This is a genomic window from Kaistella gelatinilytica (genome assembly GCF_015679325.1).
Classification (GTDB): domain Bacteria; phylum Bacteroidota; class Bacteroidia; order Flavobacteriales; family Weeksellaceae; genus Kaistella; species Kaistella gelatinilytica.
Window position 1 is genome coordinate 221,476 of record NZ_JADPVI010000002.1, and the last position, 20,491, is coordinate 241,966.

The following is a 20,491-nucleotide window of genomic DNA, read 5'->3' on the forward strand; positions in this document are numbered from 1 at the left end:
TAAAATTAATTGGGCGCAAAGGTAAGGTATAAAAACGAAAAATTATTCTTCTGGGTGTCTGTCTTTTTTAAAATTAGAAAATCGTAACATTTCAGGGGTCACTTTTTTCTCGAAAACAAGACCAATCATCATGATAAAAGTCGTGATTAAAATAACCTGAATGACAACAGATTCGTTCAAATAAGGAAAACGATCTTCCGGCGTAATGCTTAGAAATAAAAGAACAGTAATCAATCCTCTTGGTGCGATATAGAAAAGCGGCTGTATATCCATTTTTCCTAATTTCAAGAAAATTGCCCGTAAAAGATAAATCGCAATTACGATCGAAATAGACCATACCAAAGAATCAGTATTAATAATATCTTCAGTTTTCAAGACGAAGCCGAAAACAATAAAGAAAAGAGTTCGTACGATGAAAGTTGCTTCTACAACAACGTCTTTAAAATGCTTAACCTCAGAATTAAGTTTGGTGAAACGTACATTTCTTAGGAATTTGAGATGTTTTAATTCATCAATATTCCCCAATATCAAACCGAAGAATAAAATAAAGATCAAAGCTGGAAGATGGTAAATTTTGGAAATTTCATAAATTAAAATATTCAAAATAATAATTGGTCCATATTTAATGTGATGATCAATTTTGGCCAGAAGAAAAGCAAGAACCAGTGATGCAACCAAGGAGATCAAGAGCATCAACATAAACTGACCTACAAAATGAAATGCACCGCTCAAAGTAATAGCTGTTCCGAAAGTCGCAAAATTAAAGAATACAACTCCGATAATATCTGACAAACTGCTTTCGTACGTAATAAACTGGCGCTTATCTTTGGTTAGATTAATGGCACTTGGAATGGCGATAGAACTGCTTATAATACAAAAAGGAATGATATTGATCAAACTTTGTTTGAAAGGAACATCCCACTCATAAAATAGAAAAAGAGAAAATCCGATGGCGATAATAACGAGTGGCAACAGTGCAATTAAGGCAGATTTTTTTATGACGCTTTGAGTGGACCGATTAAGTTCTAATTCCAGAGAGCCTTCCAAAACAATTAGAATTAACCCAATTGTTCCTAATATTGGAAGAATTACATTAAGATTTGGGATGATGATATTAAAAAGTCCACCGACCTGGTTCAGAAGCCAACCCGTTGCCAGTAAGAAAATTACAGAAGGAACTTTGGTGAATTTTGAGGTAATATCGAAGATATAAGAGATCAGTAAAATAACACAGATCCCAATAATAAACATTTCAGCCATAAAGTAAATATATAAAAAAATTATAAAATCGATTATAAACCCTTTTTGAAAGTGGCTGAAAGTTATTGACTATTTTAAAAAATAAAAATAATTTGAAAATTTTAAGGAAAAAAAGAGAGTCCTATTTTTGACTCTCCATATTATATATTACCGTAATTTATTTTATTAAATTTTTCAAATAATCTCCGTAACCACTTTTGCCATATTTCTCAGCAGATTTCAGCAACTGTTCTTCATTGATAAATCCTTTCTTGTAAGCGATCTCTTCAATACAAGAAATTTTAAAGCCTTGTCTCTTTTCCAAAACCTTTACAAATTCAGACGCTTCATGTAGCGAATCGAAAGTCCCCGTATCCAGCCAGGCTGTTCCGCGACTCATCACGCCTACTTCTAAATTTCCTTTTTCAAGGTAAATTTTATTGATATCGGTAATTTCTAATTCACCTCTTGGCGAAGGTTTCAAATTTTTGGCATATTCTACAACTGAATTATCGTAAAAGTACAATCCTGGAACGGCAAAATTAGATTTCGGTTCTTTCGGCTTTTCTTCAATTGAAATGGCTTTTTGATTCTCATCAAATTCTACAACCCCATATCTTTCCGGATCAGAAACCTGATAAGCGAAAACGCAACCGCCTTCCACATTGGTTTTACTGGCCAAAAGTTTAGGTAAACCAGCACCATAGAAAATATTATCACCTAAAACGAGTGCTACGGAATCATCACCAATAAATTCTTCACCTAAAATAAAAGCTTGAGCCAAACCATCTGGTGAAGGCTGAACTTTATATTGAATGTCGCAACCAATTGATGAACCGTCGCCTAATAATTTCTTGAAACCATCAATATCATGCGGAGTAGAAATTAACAGAATCTCTTTAATCCCCGCCAAAAGCAAGGTAGAAAGCGGATAATAAATCATCGGCTTGTCGTAAACAGGCATGAGTTGCTTGCTCACTGCGATCGTTAATGGATAAAGTCTTGTTCCGGAACCACCGGCTAAAATTATTCCTTTCATCCTATGAATATTGTTTGGTATAATATTTTTGGTAGTCGCCAGAAGTTACGTGATCGAGCCATTCTTTATTGTCAAGAAACCAGTCTATTGTTTTCCCTAAACCTTGTTCGAAAGTTACAGATGGTTTCCAACCTAATTCCTTATTGAGTTTTGAAGCATCGATGGCGTAACGCAAATCATGACCTGGACGATCTTTTACGTAAGTGATCAACTTTTCTGAATACCCTTCCGGATTACCCAATTTCATATCCATTTGTTTGATAAGTTCTTTTACGAGATCGATGTTTTTCCATTCATTCCAACCACCGATGTTGTAGGTTTCACCGGTTTTTGCCTCGTTGAAAATTTGATAAATAGCTTTTGCATGATCTACAACAAAAAGCCAGTCTCTCGTGTATTTTCCATCGCCGTAAATTGGAAGCGGTTTTCCATTCAAAATATTAGAAATACACAATGGAATTAATTTCTCCGGGAAATGATTCGGGCCGTAGTTGTTGGAACAGTTAGAAATAATAAACGGCATTCCGTATGTATTTCCGTAAGCGCGAACCAAATGATCGGATGCAGCTTTACTTGCTGAATATGGAGATTTTGGGTCATAAGCTGTAGTTTCCAAAAAGAAACCTGTTTCGCCCAAACTTCCGTAAACCTCATCGGTAGAAACATGATAGAATAAATTCTTACGAGTTTCATTTGGAAAATTCCCATGTTGATGATCTGGATTTAATGTCCAGAATTCTCTCGCCAAATTCAATAGATTCGCCGTTCCATTCACATTCGTATTGATAAATGCACTTGGATCTTCAATACTTCTGTCCACATGACTTTCTGCTGCTAGATGAACGATCGCATCTGGATTATATTTTTCGAAAACTTTTCTAAGTTGATCAACATTAGTAATATCTGCTTTTTCAAAAACGTAATTGGGTTCGTTTTCGATATCTTTTAAATTCTCTAAATTTCCGGCATAAGTTAAAGCATCAAGGTTGATGATTTTTGAATCTGGATTATTTTTCACAAATTCACGAACGACGTGCGAACCGATAAATCCGGCTCCACCGGTAATGATAATATTCTTCATAATACTTCTTTAAAAATTGTGCTCTGCAAAAGCTGGTAATGCCATATCTTTCTCGGAAAGAATGATTTTATCTTCAGGTAATTTCCAGTCGATATTCAAATCTTTGTCGTTGTAAATAACGCTTCCTTCAGAATCTTTTTCATAAAAATTATCGCATTTATAGGAAAAAATGGCTGTCTCGCTCAATACCGAAAACCCATGTCCGAAACCTCTGGGAACATAAAGTTGTAATTTATTTTCGGGAGTCAATTCAATTCCAAACCACTTTCCAAAAGTTGGCGAATTTTTTCTTAAATCTACCGCAACATCCCAAACTTTCCCTTCCAGACAGGAAACCAGTTTTGCTTGAGCATGTTCACCTTTCTGCAAATGAACGCCACGCAAAACGCCATAAGAAGACTTGGAAATATTATCCTGTACAAAATGACCATTCATTCCAGTTAATTGTTCAAATTTCTGCTCATTGAATTTTTCGTAAAAATAACCACGTTCATCTTCAAAAATGGTTGATTCGATAATATAGCAATCATTGAGTGGTGTATCTTTAATTTTCATCAAATAAATTTATTTAGAAATTAAAATTTGTCTTTTCAATCTAGATTTTAGCATAATGTAACAAAAAATCGCTGGAAGTAAAATTACTGAAAAAATTACCCAGTCTGACCAATGTGAAGAGATTACAACAACGTTCATCAAAAGCTGAATCAAAGCATAAACCGAACTTACCACAAGATGCGAGACTTTCTTGTCATTTGCAAAAAGCTGGTATAAATGACGGCGGTGCGCATCGAAAATATTTTCTTTTAATTTCAATCTTTCCATGATGGTTAAAATTGTTTCCACACCATAAACTGCTAAAAAAAGAAACCATTTGTAGTCTTCTGTTTTTATCATTAATAAAGCCAATAGTGCAATAATCCAAAATGCGATTCCCATGCTGCCAATATCTCCGAGGAAACATTTTGCTTTTTTCCTGAAATTAAAAAAGAGGAAAACCAACGCAGCGATCATCGGATAAATAATGAAATCTGCAGTTACAAATTCAACCAGATACTGGTTAACGTACCACAAAGAACTTAAAACTACCAAACTATAAATTCCCGACATCCCATTAATTCCATCCATAAAATTATAGGCATTCAAAATTCCAATAATCAAAATATAACAAATTGGAATCGCCCAAAAAGGTAAAAGCTGAAAAGCATTAATAAAATAAAGCAAAAGTGTCACTGCTGCAAAATGGAACACCAAGCGAATTTTGCTGGATAAATCCATCATATCATCGATAAAACTAATACCGCAAATGAGCAGCAATCCTAAACCAAAAATCCAGTAATTGGGGGACGGTGACTCACTAAAACCATACTTTTTAATGAACATTTCAAATCCCATGAAAAAGACATACGCGATCGGGAAAATTATTCCGCCACCTCGAAGTGTAATTTCTGTATGAGCACTTCTGTGATTAGGTTTATCAATAATATTATATTTGTCGGCTATTTTAAAATAAACCAGCATCAGTAGAAAAAAAGCGATAGTTATGATGATATATTCCATTATTTTTTAAAGCTTTTGATGGTTATTTCAAGACCTTCTTTTGCAGAAACAGGAAGCGATGCAATTCCTAAGGTATCTTTTATTTTAGTATTAGAAACGATGTAACTTTCTGTCAATTTTTTTAACCGTTCCGAATTAAGCGGCAGTTTTATTAAATCTCCAACTTTTGCCAAACCTGAGATTAAGTTAGCATTCAATTTCCATAACTTCTCCTTTTTACCTGAAATATTTGCAATAATCTTTACCAATTCATTGGTTGACAAAGCTATATCATCGGCGAAATTGTAAATTCCTGAAACTGTCTCCTGATTTTGAAGCATCTTTAAAATTAGAAAATTTAAATTGTCGATACTTAGAAAAGAACGTTTATTTTCAAAAGCTGCTAAAGGCCACGGAATTCCTTTTTCAACGACTTTGTACAACAAATTCAGGTTTCCTTTGTTACCGGGACCATGAATCATACAAGGTCGAATGATAAACAATCTTTTTCCCGAAGGTAAATTTTGACTGAGCAAATAGTTTTCAGCTTCAAGTTTCGATCGACCGTAAGGAGTTTGAGGATTGGCAGAGAAATCTTCTTTAAGAATACCATCAACCGTATCTGCGACCGCTTTTACCGAACTAAAATAAAAAAAATATTTACTATCGGAAATTAAGAATTGATTGAAAAGAGTGATTGTTAGATCTCTATTTATTGTAAAATAAGATTGCGGATCGGAAGAATTACTAGTATCATGTGCTTTTCCGGCCAAATGAATAATCGCTTCTGCATTTTTATTCAGATTCCAATTTTCATATCGGAGAGATAAACCATCAACAATGTTTCCGTGCTCTCTCAAATATTTTGATAGATTTTGACCAACGAAACCCGATATTCCTGTGATGGTAATATTCATTTGTATATGTTATGATCGGTTTAAAATTTTATTAATCCGATGTTTAGTAGTCCTATTTTTATTTTGGAACAGTTTTCAATTTTAAAATTCGTTCCAAATTATCGATACAGCTGGAGAGTTGATAATTTTCCAGAAAGAAACTTCTACTATTTTGTCCCATTTGCTTCAATTCCGAACTTGGTAAAATTGCCATTTTCAAAATTGTTTCTGCTAATTTTTTTGAATCTCCAGCAGGAACAACCAGGCCACATTTCGCCTCTTCTATAATTTCTGCACCTTCACCGTTGAGCATTGCTACAATAGGTTTCGATGCACTCATATATGCCTGAACTTTGGCAGGAACAGTGAGATTAAAGATTTTATCATCTTTTAAACTCACCAACATGACATCTGCTTTTGCAAAAAAACTTGCCATTGCTTCTACAGGATATCGGCCAACGGTGAAAACTGTTTCTTGTAAATTATTAATATCGATAAATTCCTGAACGTAAGACATTTTTCGGCCATCACCCACGATAATCAATTTAATTTCCGGATTATTTTTCAGTTCTAAACCGGCTTTCATTATCGCTTCTAAATCTTGTGCTTCACCAACATTTCCGGCAAACATGACTTTAAAACCTTTTGGTAGTTCGGGAACAGGAAAATTTTGATCACCTTGCGAAATCGAATCTTCTGCCCAATTCGGGAAATATTCTAATTTATTTTCGAAATTTCCTTTTTCTAAAATCGATTTTTTAAAACCTTTGGAAGTAATTAATATTTTTTCTGAATTTTTATAAAAGTTAATGACCATCTTTTCAAAGAAACCAAGGATTGCTTTATTTTTAACTCCGCCCGCAATTTCTAAACTTTCTGGCCAAAGATCCATCACCCAAAAATAAACGGGAGCGTTCTGTAATTTTTTTAATAAAAGTGCCGGATAAAACTGCGTGATCGGCGATGGTTCGTGTACGATTACCGCATCATATTTATGATTAAAATTTAGGAAAAATGCTTTGATAGACGCGAAGAAAGCAAAACTAAAATAATTCAGAAAAAGTCTAATTCCGCCACCTTTTCCACGCAAAAGTAGAAGTGAGCGAATAATTTTAACGCCATTAATTTCTTGTCTTCTATTTTTGAAAAGTCCGTATCCATCATACATTTTACCTTCCGGATAATTCGGTAATCCAGTTAGTACAGTTACATCGTGTCCTCTTTTTTGGAGTTCAAAAGAAAGGTCGTTGCTTTTAAAATTTTCGGGGAAGTAATATTGAGTAACAATTAAAATTTTCATGCTTTACTCCAAACCACTCTGTTTACATAATCGGTATAACTTAAGATGATACGCACTATTTTTTCAGAAACATTGGGCATTGAATAATCTGAAACGCGACGGTAATTTCTCTCTGTACCTATATTTTGTTGTTGCAATTGCGTTAAACCCTGCATAATTCTTTCGGGATTCATTCCCACCATCATTACGCTGGCTTCTTCCATAGCTTCCGGTCTTTCGTGAGCATCTCTGATATTTAAGGCTCGGAAATTTAAGATAGAAGATTCTTCAGAAATAGTTCCTGAATCGGATAAAACCGCATAACTGCGCATTTGCAAAGCGTTATAATCGTGAAAGCCGAGAGGTTTTAAAAACTGAACTTCGGGACGAACGACTACTTTCATTTTATCGATCATATTTCTCGTCCGCGGATGAGTAGAAACGATAATTGGATAGCCGAATTTTTCAGCGATTAAATTTAAACTTTCAATTAAACCTTTGAAGTTTTTATCAGAATTGATGTTTTCTTCACGGTGAGAACTTACGACGAAATATTTTCCTTCTTCTAAATTGAGTCTCGATAAGACATCAGATTTTTCAATTTCTGGAAGATAATGATTGAGAACTTCGAACATTGGTGAACCGGTCTTGATGATTCGATCGGCAGGAAGTCCTTCTCTTAATAAATATTCGCGGGCAATATCGCTGTACGTTAAGTTTACATCAGAAGTATGATCTACAATTTTTCGGTTCGTCTCTTCCGGAACACGCTGATCGAAACAACGGTTTCCTGCTTCCATGTGAAAAATTGGGATTTGTCTTTTTTTCGCAGGAATTGCACAAAGACAGGAATTGGTATCTCCTAAAACTAAAAAAGCTTCAGGCTGCAATTCTTCTAAAAGAGGATCGATTTTAATGAGAATATTACCGATCGTTTCGGTTGCGGTGATTCCGGCCGCCTCTAAAAAATAATCTGGTTTTCGCAAACCAAGATCTTCAAAAAAAATCTGATTTAGCTCATAATCATAGTTTTGACCGGTGTGAACAATGGTGTGTTCAATGGCTTCAGAATTATCTAATGCAATAAGAACCCTGGATAATCTTATAATTTCGGGACGGGTTCCTACGACCGTCATGACCTTTAGTTTCTTCATATTTTTTAATATTTGCAAAAATAAGATTTTTCATTAACTAAAAGGTGCATTTGCTTGATTTTTAAACCAAATTATAAGATGATGTGCCGGAATTTTTCTACATTTTGACTTTAAACTTCCACAAAATAAGTATCTGCATCCTCTGCATTGTAAGGTTCATTGATCCAAAAAATGGTAAGTAATTCTTCCTCTCCAATATTTTTGATGTTGTGCGTGTACCAAATCGGCATATCTACATAAGATGGTTCCGTTCCATCTAAATAAAAATCTAAGACTTCATCGCTATCGATTTTTCTCAACTGAATAAGAGCCTTTCCTTTGATAACAGCAAATCTTTCTATTTTTCTCGTATGGAAATGATTTCCACGGGTGATTCCGGGAACGGTGGTAGAAAAAGAGCATTGTCCACCGATTCCTAATCTGATGACTTCCACGAAAGCTCCTCTTGGATCAATATTTTGCCTGAATTTCACTGGATAATGAGTCTCAATATCAAAATAGCAGCGGAAAGTGTTGAATAATTGATAATCAAAAGGAGTAATCAATTCTGGAATTTCTCCCGCATCAAAATATAATTTTTTATAGTTTTCAAGTTTAGCTAAAACTTCCGACACTTTGATAGCGGTGGTAAATGGCACAACATATTGTTCTTTTGTTTCACCACTTTGAATTTGATTAATGATTTCCTGCACCAGTTCTCCCACATAAATTAATCGCACTTCACCATCAACATCGATGGTCGGATTTTCTCCATGCGTTAATTTATGGCAAAATGTAGCAATAAACGAGTTGTAATTGGGTTTCCCGAAGGGTCCAAAAACATTGGGAATAATCATTCCTGTAAATTTACCGCCATTAAGTTTTGCCCAATTTGCTAACAGAGATCTGCCTAATTTTTTAGATTTTCCATACAAATTATCACGTTCCTCCTGAGAAGAAGACGAAAATAGAAGGTGTGCTTTGGACCCAGTTCTTTCTAAAGAACAAACGAGTTGATTCACCAATTCTACGTTTTGATGGTAAATAACTTCTGGATCAGGATGACGGTTCATAGCAGCGAGATGCACAATCACATCGCACTGTTTTACAAAATCATCCAATTGATCGGGTTGCTCAAAATATTCTTTTTGAAAATCTATTCGTTCAAATTCATCAGGTTTTAAACCTAAAGTATTGTATAAATGCGAACCTACAAAACCATTTTGACCGGTAATTCCTATCTTCTTCATGAATCAATTTTTTTAATTAAAATAATCTGCTGGAAATCTAAATTCATCTTTTATTTCCCCTAATTCATAATCTGCAAAAACCAATAATTTCGACTGCTCCTCATCCGCTTGAATAGAAGTTACAAAACCCTTTGGAATATGAAGAACATCTAAATTTTCTGCTGACAGGACAAATTCTAAAACCTTTAAATCTTTAGAGGGATTTTCCCATAAATCAATTTCTATTAATTTAATTGTAAAAGATCCAGAAATCGCCGAAAACCATCTTTGCTCAATTTTATGACCTTGCCAACATCGTGCAAAATCTGTTGAATTATTTTCTAAGGTATAAACTCTTTTGATTCCCAAAGCATTAAAATCATTATTGAAAATAACAGTTCCTCGGTCATCCTTGAAATGATTTCCTTTAATAATGGTTGGTTCCATCGGCTTTTAGTTTAATAGGGATATTGCAAAACATCTTCGCCGAAAATTTCTTTTCGGATCAATGGAAGGGTAGAAATTAATTTCTTCAAACCTTCAACGCCTTCTTGTTTGGTATTGTGAGAATGATAATCTTCGATAATCGCGACTTCTTCTTCACCTTCTGAAAAATATTTCGCGTAATTCAGATCCCGATTATCTGCTGGAACCCGGTAAAAATCGCCCATATCTTCTGCTTTTGCCATTTCTTCTCTTGTACAAAGGGTTTCATATAATTTTTCCCCATGTCTGGTTCCGATAATTTTCACATGCGTTTCTTTACCAGAAAGTTCCATTAAAGCTTTTGCCAGATCTCCAATTGTTCCTGCAGGAGCTTTGTTTACGAAAAGATCACCAGCATTTCCATTTTCAAATGCAAATAAAACCAAATCTACCGCATCTTCCAAAGACATAAAAAATCGAGACATATTAGGATCGGTAATCGTAATTTCTTCTCCTTTCTGAATCTGATTTAAAAACAAAGGAATTACAGAACCCCTCGACGCCATAACATTTCCATATCTTGTTAAACAAACAGTAGTATCGCTCAAATTTCTGGATTCTGCAACGGCAACTTTTTCCATCATCGCTTTAGAAATTCCCATTGCGTTGATAGGATACGCCGCTTTGTCCGTACTCAAACAAATTACTTTTTTAACTTTATTGTAACCAGCTGCACGAATTACATTTTGAGTTCCTTCAACATTAGTTTTTACAGCTTGCATAGGGAAAAATTCGCAAGATGGAACTTGTTTCAAAGCTGCGGCATGAAAAATATAATCCACTCCACGGGTTGCAGGTTCTACACTTGCATAATCTCGGACATCACCAATATAATACTTTATTTTGCTGTCTTTATAGAGATTTCTCATGTCATCTTGTTTTTTCTCATCACGGGAAAAAATTCTGATTTCTTTGAAATGGTCTGTTTTTAAAAATCTATTAAGAACCGCAGTTCCAAATGAACCAGTACCTCCAGTAATTAGGAGGATTTTGCCGTTAATTTCTATACTCATTTAATAATATTTTTTTTGCTAATTTTGACGGATAACTAATTAATACCGCTTTATAAATTCCTTTAAATACGAAAAAACTATCCGCTGCAACTCCGATAATTCCGTGTCTTTTTATTACTTTTTCTATATCTTCCAAAGAACCTGCACCACCCAAAACCGTCAATGGCAGCGAAATTTTCTCTCTTATTTTATCAATTAAATTCATATCAAATCCATTCATCATTCCATCTTGGTTGATTGAATTAATAATGATTTCACCGGCTCCCAAATTCTGAGCTTGAACAACAAAATCTTTAGGATCGATGCCGGTTGATTTTTTCCCGTTGTGTGTGAAAACTTCATAACCTCCAAATAATTTTTTTTTGACATCTAAAACCACGATGACACTTTGGGAACCTACTCTTTCTGCAAGTTCGGTAATTAAATTGGGATTTTGCAAAACTGCAGAACTTAAGGCAATTTTCTCTATTCCTAAACCGAAAATATTTTGCGCCTGTTCCACTGTTTTCGCGCCTCCTCCATAACATAGTGGCATTCTGGACTGATTTGCAATTCTTTCTAATAAATTATAATCTGGTTCCAAACCTTTTGTTGTAGCGTCAATATCAAAAATTACGAGTTCATCAACTTCTTTTTCATTGAAAATTTTCACTGCGTTAATTGGATCTCCTACATATTTGGGATTGCTAAACTGGACGGTTTTCACCAAACCTTTGTCTTGAATTAAAAGGGCGGGAATTATTCTGGGTCTAAGCATGTAATTTACAATTTTGCAAAATTATGCAATAAAATCTCCCCGAACTGGTGACTTTTCTCCGGATGAAACTGAACGCCAAATTTATTTTGATGATGAACAGCGGAAGCGAATTCAATTCCGTAATCTGAAACCGCAAGAATATCTTCTGAATGATGACAGTGGAAATAATAAGAATGGAGAAAATAAAAGATTGCCTCCTTTTCTAAGTTTTTAAAAAGCGGAATATCTTTCATCGGTTTGACCTCATTCCAACCCATATGTGGAAGTTTGGTGATTTGCTGAATTTTAGTTTCATCGAGTTTTTTCACCGATGCATCGATCCATTTCAAACCGTCCATTTTCCCTTCATCACTGCGGTTTGCCATCATTTGCAATCCTACACAAATTCCCATTACGGGAATGTTCTCCTGAAGAACTAAATGGTCTAATTGCTCTCTCATGCCAGAATTATTAAGTTTTTCCATTGCATAATCAAAATGCCCCACTCCAGGAAGAATCAATTTTTCAACTTTTTCTAAATCAAGAATATTTTTGGCAATTTGAACCTGAATATTTACCCTTTTAAAAACGTTTACAAAGGCCTTAATATTCCCGACACCATAATCTATAATCGTAACCATTTATCTAAAAAGCCTTCTCTCTAAACCGAATTTCTGCATGAATTTCGCTCCTAAATTAATAATTTCTATTTTATTTTTATAGTCTCGAAAAGTTTTATTTTCTCCTTTAAAAATCTCTTCCAATTCTTGTGTTGTCATTTCCAATTTATGCGCAACATACTCAAATTCTTTCTTTAAAAATTCCTCAGAATGTTCTGGTTTAGAAACACGATCCAAGGCTTCTTGACGATCCATTTGACCTGTTAAAATTAAACTGGAAAAATGTGCTTTCCTTTTATGAAATCCAAACTTTTTCGGCAACCAATAGTCTTCGAAAAACCTTGTAAATCTGGATTCATTGTGCTTATGAATAAAAGGTTCCCAACCAAATCTTTCTTGAAGAAATTTCTCCACATCTGCTTTGATGTAAGGAACATGATTGAGTGGTTTAAAGACTTCCATACCATATATATATATTTGTAATAAATCTTATAGGACAAAATATCTACCAGAGGAAAAGTTTTGAGCGGTCTTTTTCCAAATTTTTTATGAATATCTTTTACTAAAGTAGTATCAATACCTGGAAATCCGCCCCATTCTTCTGGCTCTCTACAACATTCCGTAGATATATTACTTCCTGTAAAAATGTAGTTGATTTTATTCTTTTTTGCAAATTTATAAAGGGCTGAAAAAATGGCGTAATCTTGTGGTAAATCCTGATCTGCAATTTGAGATTTCAAGAAAGCAGTTTGCAAATCTTTCATCTCTTCCCAATTGATGACTTCTGTGTAAAGATCGAGCTTTAAACCTTCTACAATTTTTTCAATATTTCCAACACCTTGATCGGTGTTCCAACCTGCATCTACATGAAATACAAGTGGACGAAGTCCCATAATTTCTTTCGCGACATAGACTGTGTAGGAACTGTCTAAACCACCGCTTAAGCCGATAACACAGTCGTAATCTTTATTTTTAGTAGTTTTCTGTATTTTCTTTGCAATCTTCATCAAGTATCGATGACCTCTTTCGTCTGTATGCCAAGAAGGCTGAAGATTGTTGATAAAGTTTAGGTAATAATCACTTTCCCCTTTCTCGTTAAAAACAATATGAGGATCACTAGTATCCATAATTGTTTTCGTACAGACTTGAAAGGGTCGGCTTATCATTTGTAGTTTTTTGTAAAGATATATATTTATAGACAATAATTTATGAAAATTTAACAGTTCGAGAAATTAATAGTTGTTTAGATAATTTGAATGTGGTTACCCCTCATATCTTCATTAAATTATTATTTAAATGGTTATTAAAAAATATTTTTTTATTATCGGTGTAAAACCAGATTTAAAGAATTGTCTTTGTTTCTCGAAATAAATGATAATACTCAAAATCTCGTTTCACATTAATTATATTTTCTGTTACAATTTTTTTGAATAAGTTTAAAATAATCATAACGGCTACAAAATATTTAACAATTCATCTATGTTATTTTTTACCAATGATTTCGAGGCTGCTGTTTCCGTAGTAATTGCTTGCTGAAAAGCACTCTCTATGGCTTTTTCGTCGAGAGGATCAAAAATTAAACTTGGTTCACAAACTGCATATAAATAAGGTAAATCAGCGCCAATAACTTTACAGCCGTTTTCAATTGCCTCTACAATACCCAATCCGAAACTTTCTGCTAAAGACGGATAAATTAAATATTCGCACGACTGGTAAATTGCTCCCAAAGAATCACGATCAACAAAACCGATATTTTCTATAGGATAATTTAATTGTTTTTTCTCTTCAATGAATTTACATAATTCTTCAAAGTCCGTATTTACAGTGACAATAAGTTTTCCGCAATTGTTTTCATCATAAAATTTACAAAAGGCATTAATCAGTCTTTTATGATTTTTATGCGGAGTCGCATTACTTATATATACAAAAGAATTTTTTTCCCTTTTGACTTGTGCGTTATTTATTATTTCTGGATAGTAAGGGAGAATCAGGATTTTGTCATCATCTACCTTAAATTTATTTTGAAAGTTTTTCTTAATCACTTCCGTCTGCAAGATCCAAAAATCAGAATTTTTAAAAAGAATTTTTAAGACACTCCTTTTTAAAGAAAACAAAAATTTGTGAACAACAGGCATATCTTTTGGAACACTGATATAAAGCTGTTGATGAAAATAGGTATAAACTTTTGCTTTTAATCTAATATTGGGAGGTAAGTCTCCGAAACAAAGAACTGAAGTAAAGCGATCCTGATATTTGGTATAGAATTGATGACGCTTTACCAATGAAGCTTCTAAAAAAAGGACTTCATTTTTTGTATTTTTCAGATAGGGAACGGTGTTTTCAACTCTTTTATCAAGGAGGTAAAAGCATTTTTTTCCAGAAGCTTCTAACTCAACCAAAAGATAATCCAATAGTATTTTTCCTCCGCTGTTATTGATGTACATTGCATCAATAAGTAGTTCATTTCTCATTACTAAATTAAGTTATGCAATATTAAATAAAAGCAAGTTAACCCTCATATTAAAATTCAATTTAATAAGATTAATTATCACTATAAACTAATTTTAACATATTATTGTGTTTGCCTACAGATTTTCTTAATATTTATAGATTTCATTAAATCTTAAAGATTAAGAAAATCAAAAATTTAAAAATGCAAAAATACTATATATTATTTGTTTTTTGTTTATTTCAAATGACCTGATAAATCTTCAAGCCCTTTAAATTAACATAATCAACAATGTTTTGATTTTAAAATATTTCGAGGATAACCGCTAATAACCTCAATCTTCATATTGTTGAAAAGGGAAACTGTTTTTGCATTAACTAAAAATAAACGATTGTGGAAATAGGTGATTAACAGCACTGAAAATTTTAATTTATTTTAATATTAAAAACGATGTCTATCACATAGTAATGCCGTAAGGAATTTTTACCTATCACCTGGAATAAAATAAAAATCACCCTTGGATGGTGTTTCCTAAAATAAATATTAGCAATTGATATTCTCTTTTTCTGTGCTATCAGCTAAAAATTCGAGGAGCACCTTATCTCTGCTGCCATTTATAAATTATTTTTTACAAAATTCATATTCTATAACTAAACATTTGATTTGAAGAAAGTTAAGGATAATATTGAGTAAGTTCTATTTACCGTTAAATTTGTCCAGTGTCCTAGAACAATTCAATTATTATTTCATAATAATTGAATTGTTCTTTTTTATTTTTTCAAAAGTTAATTTCTTTTTTAATGTTCGCGGAGTAAAATTAATTTTCGAATTATTAATTGAGTTACCCTGATATTCTATTAGCTTAAAATCTTCATCAGAAGAAATACCCACAATATCAAAATTAAAAATATTGTTCTCTGTTCTATTTTTTAAGTTTAAAGGTTCAACAACACTTCCCACGGCACCCATCCAAATTTTACTATCTACCGCACCAACATTTCCTCTAATAGTAGTATTGGTATCTTTGGAATAGTTGGATAGAAATGCAAAAAACAACGGATCTGCTTTGTACCAAACTTTATTGTTCTGATCTTTATTGATGTATTTATTATCAATTGTTTTATCTAAAGTAAAACGGTAATTACCCCCAATAACTCTAGAGAAAGAAACGTATTGCTGCGAATTTGATAATACTGCATCTACATCCATTACTAACTTAGAGCCTGGTTTCACATTTTCTGTGGGAACGCCAAAACTCATTGAAAAGCCTTGGAAAGTTCGATCTGCTTCTATTTGAAGTTTTATGTTGATATTTCCTTTTAGTATATCACTCACAGAAACTGCATCAAACCTAAATCCATAAGCACAATTTTTCACTTTGATGTTGGTAGCGAGTAAACTTCCTTTGACGCTATCAATATTCGGATCGAATTGCAAAGTCAATCCTTTTCCACCATCGATATAATTCCCCTTGTCGATTCCAGGAAGATTATAAATGTAAATATTATCTAACACAATATTATCAAAACCATTGGTGATCGAAATGCCATTGGAACCAGCTTTTTTTGTTGAAGACAATTCCGCAGTAATATCAAAATTTTTGATTGTTAGATTCTTCACCATATTGAGTTGTAGAACATCTGCTCCAAATACTGAAGCCGTTTTTAAAATAGTTCCTCGACCGTCGCCAAAAATAGTTATTGATTTACAATCCTTCATTTGGTTTCCTTTACCTTCTTCTTGTCGAAATGGAAAGTTTCTAACCCCTACATCATAAGTTCCTTTGGGGAAATAAAGATCATATTTATTTTCAATACAATATTCGAAAGCTTTTTTAATATTAAGCCAGCGCTCATATTTAACTTCATCGGTTTCTGAAGATCCTTTGATAGGAAAAACTTGAAATTGCTCAATATTAATAATTTTATTGTGCGAAGTATCAGATTCAGTATTTAATTTAGGAAGATTATTTCCCATACAATTAAAAATTACGAAGCTTGAAAACACCACAAAAAACGAAATAAAAATATATTTAATCATTTATTTTAAAAAAGTCTTTAAGATCAATTATTAATTTCTTGATTTGCGAAATATAATTCTTATTGTTCATTACAAAATTCTTTCCATTGTTACCAAATGTTTCTAATTCGTCTGTATTTTTTTTCAAACAATTTTCTATTGATTGTTTAAATCCACTGACAGATTCATCCTCTATAAAATAAAATTTATCTTGGTAGTCATCTGGTATCCCCAAAAGTCTTGTCGTAAGAATTGCTGTACCAGAAGATAAATATTCCATTAATTTAGAAGGGAAAGAATATTTCGTAAATTCTTCGTGACTAAAACGCGGATTAATAAGTAATGTCGCTTTTTTCTGATAATTTAAAATTTCAGTATTGGGTCGGTTCCCGAAATATTTTATCCGTTTGTCTTTCGTCGCATAATCAATGATGTCAGCAGTCATATCACCTCCTCCGAAGAGCCATAATTCATAATCTCCCTCAATTTGCGTGAAAGCAGTCAGTAGATTTTTGATACCAAATTTCTCAAAAAGTGAACCAGAGTATAAGACGGCTTTTGGAAAAGATTTGTGAGGTAATTCAACTGTCTTTTTTTTTACGTCAACGAATCCCTCTATAATTGTAAAAGGTTTATTAGGATAAATATCACTCATATACTTGGTGATAAATACGTAATAATCAACTAAAGCATTTAATTTATTTGCTAAATAAATATAGGCGGGTATTAATTTCCGTTTCAGAAAACTCCCGTCTGTCGTATATGAAAAACTGTGAGCAGGAAGATCTGGAACGAACGAAACAAATTTAATATTACTAAAAATTTTAAAAGGAATAATCGCAAATAGAAATGGCAAATAGATCGATGTAAAGACTACAATTTTCTTTTGATTTTTATTTTCTCGATTCCAGTTTATCATCATTAATACTAGATCCAATGCGATGGTCAACTGTTTTAAGAAAAAGATATTAATAAACTTTAAATATTGAATTCCATCAATATTTCGTCGGTTCCATCTCAAGGTTTTACATCGAGGATACATTCCGATCGGAGCTAAAAAAACATGGTCAATATCTGGGCCCAAATTTTCTTCAAAACCTGCTTTAATCATTTTAGAGTATTTAACTGCAGCCACTGAAATCTTAGCATTTTCATCCGATATTTGATTATATTTTTCGATTAAACCGCTCTCTAGGAATATCCCGACAACTAAAATTTTCATCGCTTTATTTTTAAGTTAAGATAAATCCAAAGCGGAATCCACAATATAAATGATATCAACAAACCACCTACCTGACTATAAAAAATAGACATTAATGGAATTTGTATCAGCAACACGATTAAAAAAAGATTTTTTAACTTGATTCCATTTTCTTTTGGTCTCATTCTTTTAACCACAACGAAATAAAGTAGGCAAAAAATGATACTGCCTATAATCCCATAATCATAAACAGTATATGCGGGAAACCCATTAAAACTATAAGAATAATGTCGCGGCCATAATTTTGCCCTGTATTTATTTCGTTCATAAGTTTGCATTGGGGTAGAAACAAAGCCAAGAATGCTTTCAAAAGTCAATGTACCTCCAAAACCTTCTCCTTCATATAACTGAAGTACTTCATAACCATTGAAAAACCCTTGAGAAGTGTAATCTAGATAGCCATAAACTACAGGATCTTGCGTGATGGCTTCAACAGGAATACCTTTCGAATAAGTTTTCGATGATTTAACATCCTGCTCAAACCGCTGTTGGGAAATATTGATGAAATAAGCTGTTGCGATGAGCCCTAGAAAAATGAGTGAAAACTTTAAAATTCTTTTAAATCGTGGAGCTAAAGTTCCATATAATAAAAATAAAAAAGAAATGTATAACAATGCATATTGAACTACCACCGCTCTGGAAAAAAACGTAAGTCCATATAAAACAATATTGAAGGAGAGAAGAAAACAAATCACCGAAAGCCAGACTTTCTTTTTGTACAAATAATAAAAATGCAATGGGAGGATAAAATAGGAGAAATAATAAAAAATAATTGCAAAATTAAAAAAAACTGGCGGGAAAGGAAGTTTGTTATAGTAAAAATCGACCGAAACACCCTCTGCATATTTGAACTCATTTATGTCTTCAACAGTTGTTTGCACAGTGATTGCGGCAATTAAAAAAACAACGAAGACTATTGAATTAATTCCAATTAAAAAGTAGGTTATTATTTTTAATTTTTTGGGATCGATATCAACAATATCTTTGGTTTTGTAGTAATATTTCCACGGTAGTATAATCAATAAGAGAAGCAAGAGCATTAAAAAAAGCCAGCCATAATCACTTCCTGTCTCAACCTTCATTTCCCGACCCAAAAAATAGGTTCCGATAATTGATACTAATTGAACAACAATCAAAAGCACCGCTAACGATTTGTTTTTTAACAATAATAAAAATAATACGGAAAAAATAATAAGAATTAATGTCATTTATATAATTTTTCTAGATCAGTATATCTGAAACTTTTCGGTTAATGTCAATTAATTTATTTTCTCTATTTCTTAACAAGGGGAAAGACATTTCTACGCCCGGCAAATTTAGCAGAATAACTTTGCAATCAAAAGCCTTCGCTTCAAAAAGTGAAGAAGAATATATTCCCAAAGCATATTTTGCCTTTTTTAGAAGAACATACATCGACTCTTCATTATTAACAAACCGGATATTAGGAACCTCACTAAATTCATTTTTGAAGGTGGAAAAAAGCTGTTCATTTTCTGAAGGATGCATTTTATAAATGATTGAATATTCCGAAAGAATTATGTGGTTGCTTTTAATAAATTCTTGGATTTCAGCGGATCCATAAGGTTGAGAGATCACTAATATGGTCTTCTCTTCCTTTAAAATGTTTGCTGTTTTTTGAACATATCTTTCAATGTGTCGATTTCTAAAAGGAATTATATTTTTTTCTTCGAGCGGCAATTTACTAAAAAACATATCCACATTATCCCAAATATAGAACTGATCCGGGAAATAACGTAAACTTCCAGAATTGGTATACGGATAATTAGAGATTACATCTTTATCACTCATTAAACCATGCTGCAACTCTTTAACAAGCATCCCATTATTTTTTGCAGCTTCAATGACGGACGCTTTTTCGCTGGAATTAGTGATGTAGATCTCTTCCGCTTTTTTTAAACGGAAAAGTTTGCTGTAAAGATTTACTTCCGCTTTAAATCTCCTAATTTCATCGTCAAAAATTTGAGGAAGATCTATTTTTAAACCAAACTCAAATTCAAGAGCGTGAGTGATTTCCTGGATTTTCTGAACATCGATTTCACTCCAACTGGATTTTATAAATTTGGTCTTTAACTTAGAAAAAAGTAGTATAAAGTCTAGATGCTTAATATTTAATTTCCTTTTGATAAGAGCATCGTCAATGTTATAATTATTTTCATAACGCGTGTACGTAACATGATCTTTATCTAACTGCTGACATAAATATTCCGTATAGATATCGATATAGGAACCTTCATCTCTATATTTTCTACCACTTTCAATAACGAGAACTTTTTTATGCTTGAAGTCCAGAAATGGGTTAAAAAAAAGAACATTAATAAACAAACGGTGTAGCAAATCCTTTAGTTGTTTCTTTTTCGATTTGTTGATTGGTGCAGTACTGCCGGGAATCAATTGATCAACAATGTGTAAAAAAATAGAAATTCTTGCAATTTGCCAAGGAAATACGCCGTCCAC

General features: G+C 32.9%; 20 protein-coding genes. All 20 read right to left on the reverse strand.

Translation table 11 applies throughout. The annotated features are described in order from the left end of the window. Positions 1-42: 42 nt before the first annotated feature. The 20 genes from IV494_RS08310 to IV494_RS08400 all read right to left on the reverse strand — a co-directional run bounded on the left by IV494_RS08310 (position 43) and on the right by IV494_RS08400 (position 20,491). Positions 43-1,260 (reverse strand): cation:proton antiporter, encoded by a 1,218-nt coding sequence (locus IV494_RS08310; RefSeq protein WP_196079697.1) that lies wholly within the window; start codon positions 1,258-1,260, stop codon positions 43-45. 157 nt (positions 1,261-1,417) lie between these two features. Further along, positions 1,418-2,278: a glucose-1-phosphate thymidylyltransferase RfbA gene (gene rfbA, locus IV494_RS08315; RefSeq protein ID WP_196079698.1), complete on the reverse strand. Its 861-nt coding sequence runs from the start codon at positions 2,276-2,278 to the stop codon at positions 1,418-1,420. 1 nt (position 2,279) lies between these two features. Then, positions 2,280-3,359, reverse strand: a complete 1,080-nt coding sequence (gene rfbB / locus IV494_RS08320; protein ID WP_196079699.1) for a dTDP-glucose 4,6-dehydratase — start codon at positions 3,357-3,359, stop codon at positions 2,280-2,282. Between the two features lie 9 nt (positions 3,360-3,368). Beyond that, positions 3,369-3,914: a dTDP-4-dehydrorhamnose 3,5-epimerase gene (gene rfbC / locus IV494_RS08325; RefSeq protein ID WP_196079700.1), complete on the reverse strand. Its 546-nt coding sequence runs from the start codon at positions 3,912-3,914 to the stop codon at positions 3,369-3,371. Positions 3,915-3,923: 9 nt separating this feature from the next. Then, a complete protein-coding gene (locus IV494_RS08330) occupies positions 3,924-4,916 on the reverse strand; it encodes an MraY family glycosyltransferase (RefSeq protein WP_196079701.1) in 993 nt (330 codons plus the stop codon). Next, complete coding sequence (locus IV494_RS08335; protein WP_196079702.1) at positions 4,916-5,812, reverse strand: NAD-dependent epimerase/dehydratase family protein; 897 nt, start codon at positions 5,810-5,812, stop codon at positions 4,916-4,918. Before IV494_RS08335 ends, IV494_RS08330 begins: the two co-directional genes overlap by 1 nt. A gap of 58 nt (positions 5,813-5,870) precedes the next feature. Beyond that, entirely contained in the window at positions 5,871-7,091 is a 1,221-nt protein-coding gene (locus IV494_RS08340) for a glycosyltransferase family 4 protein (RefSeq protein WP_196079703.1), read from the reverse strand. Continuing rightward, positions 7,088-8,224: a non-hydrolyzing UDP-N-acetylglucosamine 2-epimerase gene (gene wecB, locus IV494_RS08345; protein ID WP_196079704.1), complete on the reverse strand. Its 1,137-nt coding sequence runs from the start codon at positions 8,222-8,224 to the stop codon at positions 7,088-7,090. The genes IV494_RS08340 and wecB overlap by 4 nt, the downstream gene beginning before the upstream one ends. A gap of 110 nt (positions 8,225-8,334) precedes the next feature. After that, the gene (locus tag IV494_RS08350) at positions 8,335-9,453 is read right to left on the reverse strand and encodes a polysaccharide biosynthesis C-terminal domain-containing protein (RefSeq protein WP_196079705.1); all 1,119 of its coding nucleotides are present in this window, start codon (positions 9,451-9,453) and stop codon (positions 8,335-8,337) included. Positions 9,454-9,465: 12 nt separating this feature from the next. After that, a complete protein-coding gene (locus tag IV494_RS08355; protein WP_196079706.1) occupies positions 9,466-9,879 on the reverse strand; it encodes a WxcM-like domain-containing protein in 414 nt (137 codons plus the stop codon). A gap of 11 nt (positions 9,880-9,890) precedes the next feature. Then, on the reverse strand, positions 9,891-10,931 hold the full coding sequence (locus IV494_RS08360; RefSeq protein WP_196079707.1) for a polysaccharide biosynthesis protein: 1,041 nt from the start codon (positions 10,929-10,931) through the stop codon (positions 9,891-9,893). Then, positions 10,915-11,688 (reverse strand): AglZ/HisF2 family acetamidino modification protein, encoded by a 774-nt coding sequence (locus tag IV494_RS08365; RefSeq protein WP_196079708.1) that lies wholly within the window; start codon positions 11,686-11,688, stop codon positions 10,915-10,917. Before IV494_RS08365 ends, IV494_RS08360 begins: the two co-directional genes overlap by 17 nt. A 5-nt stretch (positions 11,689-11,693) precedes the next feature. Further along, positions 11,694-12,308, reverse strand: a complete 615-nt coding sequence (hisH, locus tag IV494_RS08370) for an imidazole glycerol phosphate synthase subunit HisH (protein ID WP_196079709.1) — start codon at positions 12,306-12,308, stop codon at positions 11,694-11,696. Continuing rightward, positions 12,309-12,542 carry a hypothetical protein gene (locus tag IV494_RS14720; protein WP_230380027.1) on the reverse strand — a complete coding sequence of 78 codons (234 nt, stop codon included), beginning with the start codon at positions 12,540-12,542 and terminating at the stop codon, positions 12,309-12,311. A 14-nt stretch (positions 12,543-12,556) separates the two neighbouring features. Then, positions 12,557-13,453, reverse strand: coding sequence for an adenine nucleotide alpha hydrolase family protein (locus IV494_RS08375; protein WP_230380028.1), 897 nt, complete (start codon positions 13,451-13,453; stop codon positions 12,557-12,559). Positions 13,454-13,741: 288 nt separating this feature from the next. After that, positions 13,742-14,758: a glycosyltransferase gene (locus IV494_RS08380; protein ID WP_196079710.1), complete on the reverse strand. Its 1,017-nt coding sequence runs from the start codon at positions 14,756-14,758 to the stop codon at positions 13,742-13,744. 719 nt (positions 14,759-15,477) lie between these two features. Then, the gene (locus tag IV494_RS08385) at positions 15,478-16,713 is read right to left on the reverse strand and encodes a hypothetical protein (RefSeq protein ID WP_196079711.1); all 1,236 of its coding nucleotides are present in this window, start codon (positions 16,711-16,713) and stop codon (positions 15,478-15,480) included. A 55-nt stretch (positions 16,714-16,768) separates the two neighbouring features. Further along, positions 16,769-17,977: a glycosyltransferase gene (locus tag IV494_RS08390; protein ID WP_196079712.1), complete on the reverse strand. Its 1,209-nt coding sequence runs from the start codon at positions 17,975-17,977 to the stop codon at positions 16,769-16,771. After that, complete coding sequence (locus IV494_RS08395; protein ID WP_074781398.1) at positions 17,974-19,224, reverse strand: O-antigen polymerase; 1,251 nt, start codon at positions 19,222-19,224, stop codon at positions 17,974-17,976. The genes IV494_RS08390 and IV494_RS08395 overlap by 4 nt, the downstream gene beginning before the upstream one ends. Before the next feature lie 13 nt (positions 19,225-19,237). Then, entirely contained in the window at positions 19,238-20,491 is a 1,254-nt protein-coding gene (locus IV494_RS08400; RefSeq protein WP_196079713.1) for a hypothetical protein, read from the reverse strand.

Bases quoted from the DNA above. Each gene is read 5' to 3' on its own strand.
- IV494_RS08365 (WP_196079708.1), bottom strand. From the start codon at position 11,688: ATGCTTAGACCCAGAATAATTCCCGCCCTTTTAATTCAAGACAAAGGT.
- IV494_RS08340 (WP_196079703.1), bottom strand. From the start codon at position 7,091: ATGAAAATTTTAATTGTTACTCAATATTACTTCCCCGAAAATTTTAAA.
- IV494_RS08390 (WP_196079712.1), bottom strand. From the start codon at position 17,977: ATGAAAATTTTAGTTGTCGGGATATTCCTAGAGAGCGGTTTAATCGAA.
- wecB (WP_196079704.1), bottom strand. From the start codon at position 8,224: ATGAAGAAACTAAAGGTCATGACGGTCGTAGGAACCCGTCCCGAAATT.
- rfbC (WP_196079700.1), bottom strand. From the start codon at position 3,914: ATGAAAATTAAAGATACACCACTCAATGATTGCTATATTATCGAATCA.
- IV494_RS08395 (WP_074781398.1), bottom strand. From the start codon at position 19,224: ATGACATTAATTCTTATTATTTTTTCCGTATTATTTTTATTATTGTTA.
- IV494_RS08360 (WP_196079707.1), bottom strand. From the start codon at position 10,931: ATGAGTATAGAAATTAACGGCAAAATCCTCCTAATTACTGGAGGTACT.
- IV494_RS08310 (WP_196079697.1), bottom strand. From the start codon at position 1,260: ATGGCTGAAATGTTTATTATTGGGATCTGTGTTATTTTACTGATCTCT.
- rfbA (WP_196079698.1), bottom strand. From the start codon at position 2,278: ATGAAAGGAATAATTTTAGCCGGTGGTTCCGGAACAAGACTTTATCCA.
- IV494_RS08350 (WP_196079705.1), bottom strand. From the start codon at position 9,453: ATGAAGAAGATAGGAATTACCGGTCAAAATGGTTTTGTAGGTTCGCAT.
- rfbB (WP_196079699.1), bottom strand. From the start codon at position 3,359: ATGAAGAATATTATCATTACCGGTGGAGCCGGATTTATCGGTTCGCAC.
- IV494_RS08335 (WP_196079702.1), bottom strand. From the start codon at position 5,812: ATGAATATTACCATCACAGGAATATCGGGTTTCGTTGGTCAAAATCTA.
- IV494_RS14720 (WP_230380027.1), bottom strand. From the start codon at position 12,542: ATGGATCGTCAAGAAGCCTTGGATCGTGTTTCTAAACCAGAACATTCT.
- IV494_RS08355 (WP_196079706.1), bottom strand. From the start codon at position 9,879: ATGGAACCAACCATTATTAAAGGAAATCATTTCAAGGATGACCGAGGA.
- hisH (WP_196079709.1), bottom strand. From the start codon at position 12,308: ATGGTTACGATTATAGATTATGGTGTCGGGAATATTAAGGCCTTTGTA.
- IV494_RS08385 (WP_196079711.1), bottom strand. From the start codon at position 16,713: ATGGGAAATAATCTTCCTAAATTAAATACTGAATCTGATACTTCGCAC.
- IV494_RS08330 (WP_196079701.1), bottom strand. From the start codon at position 4,916: ATGGAATATATCATCATAACTATCGCTTTTTTTCTACTGATGCTGGTT.
- IV494_RS08380 (WP_196079710.1), bottom strand. From the start codon at position 14,758: ATGAGAAATGAACTACTTATTGATGCAATGTACATCAATAACAGCGGA.
- IV494_RS08375 (WP_230380028.1), bottom strand. From the start codon at position 13,453: ATGATAAGCCGACCCTTTCAAGTCTGTACGAAAACAATTATGGATACT.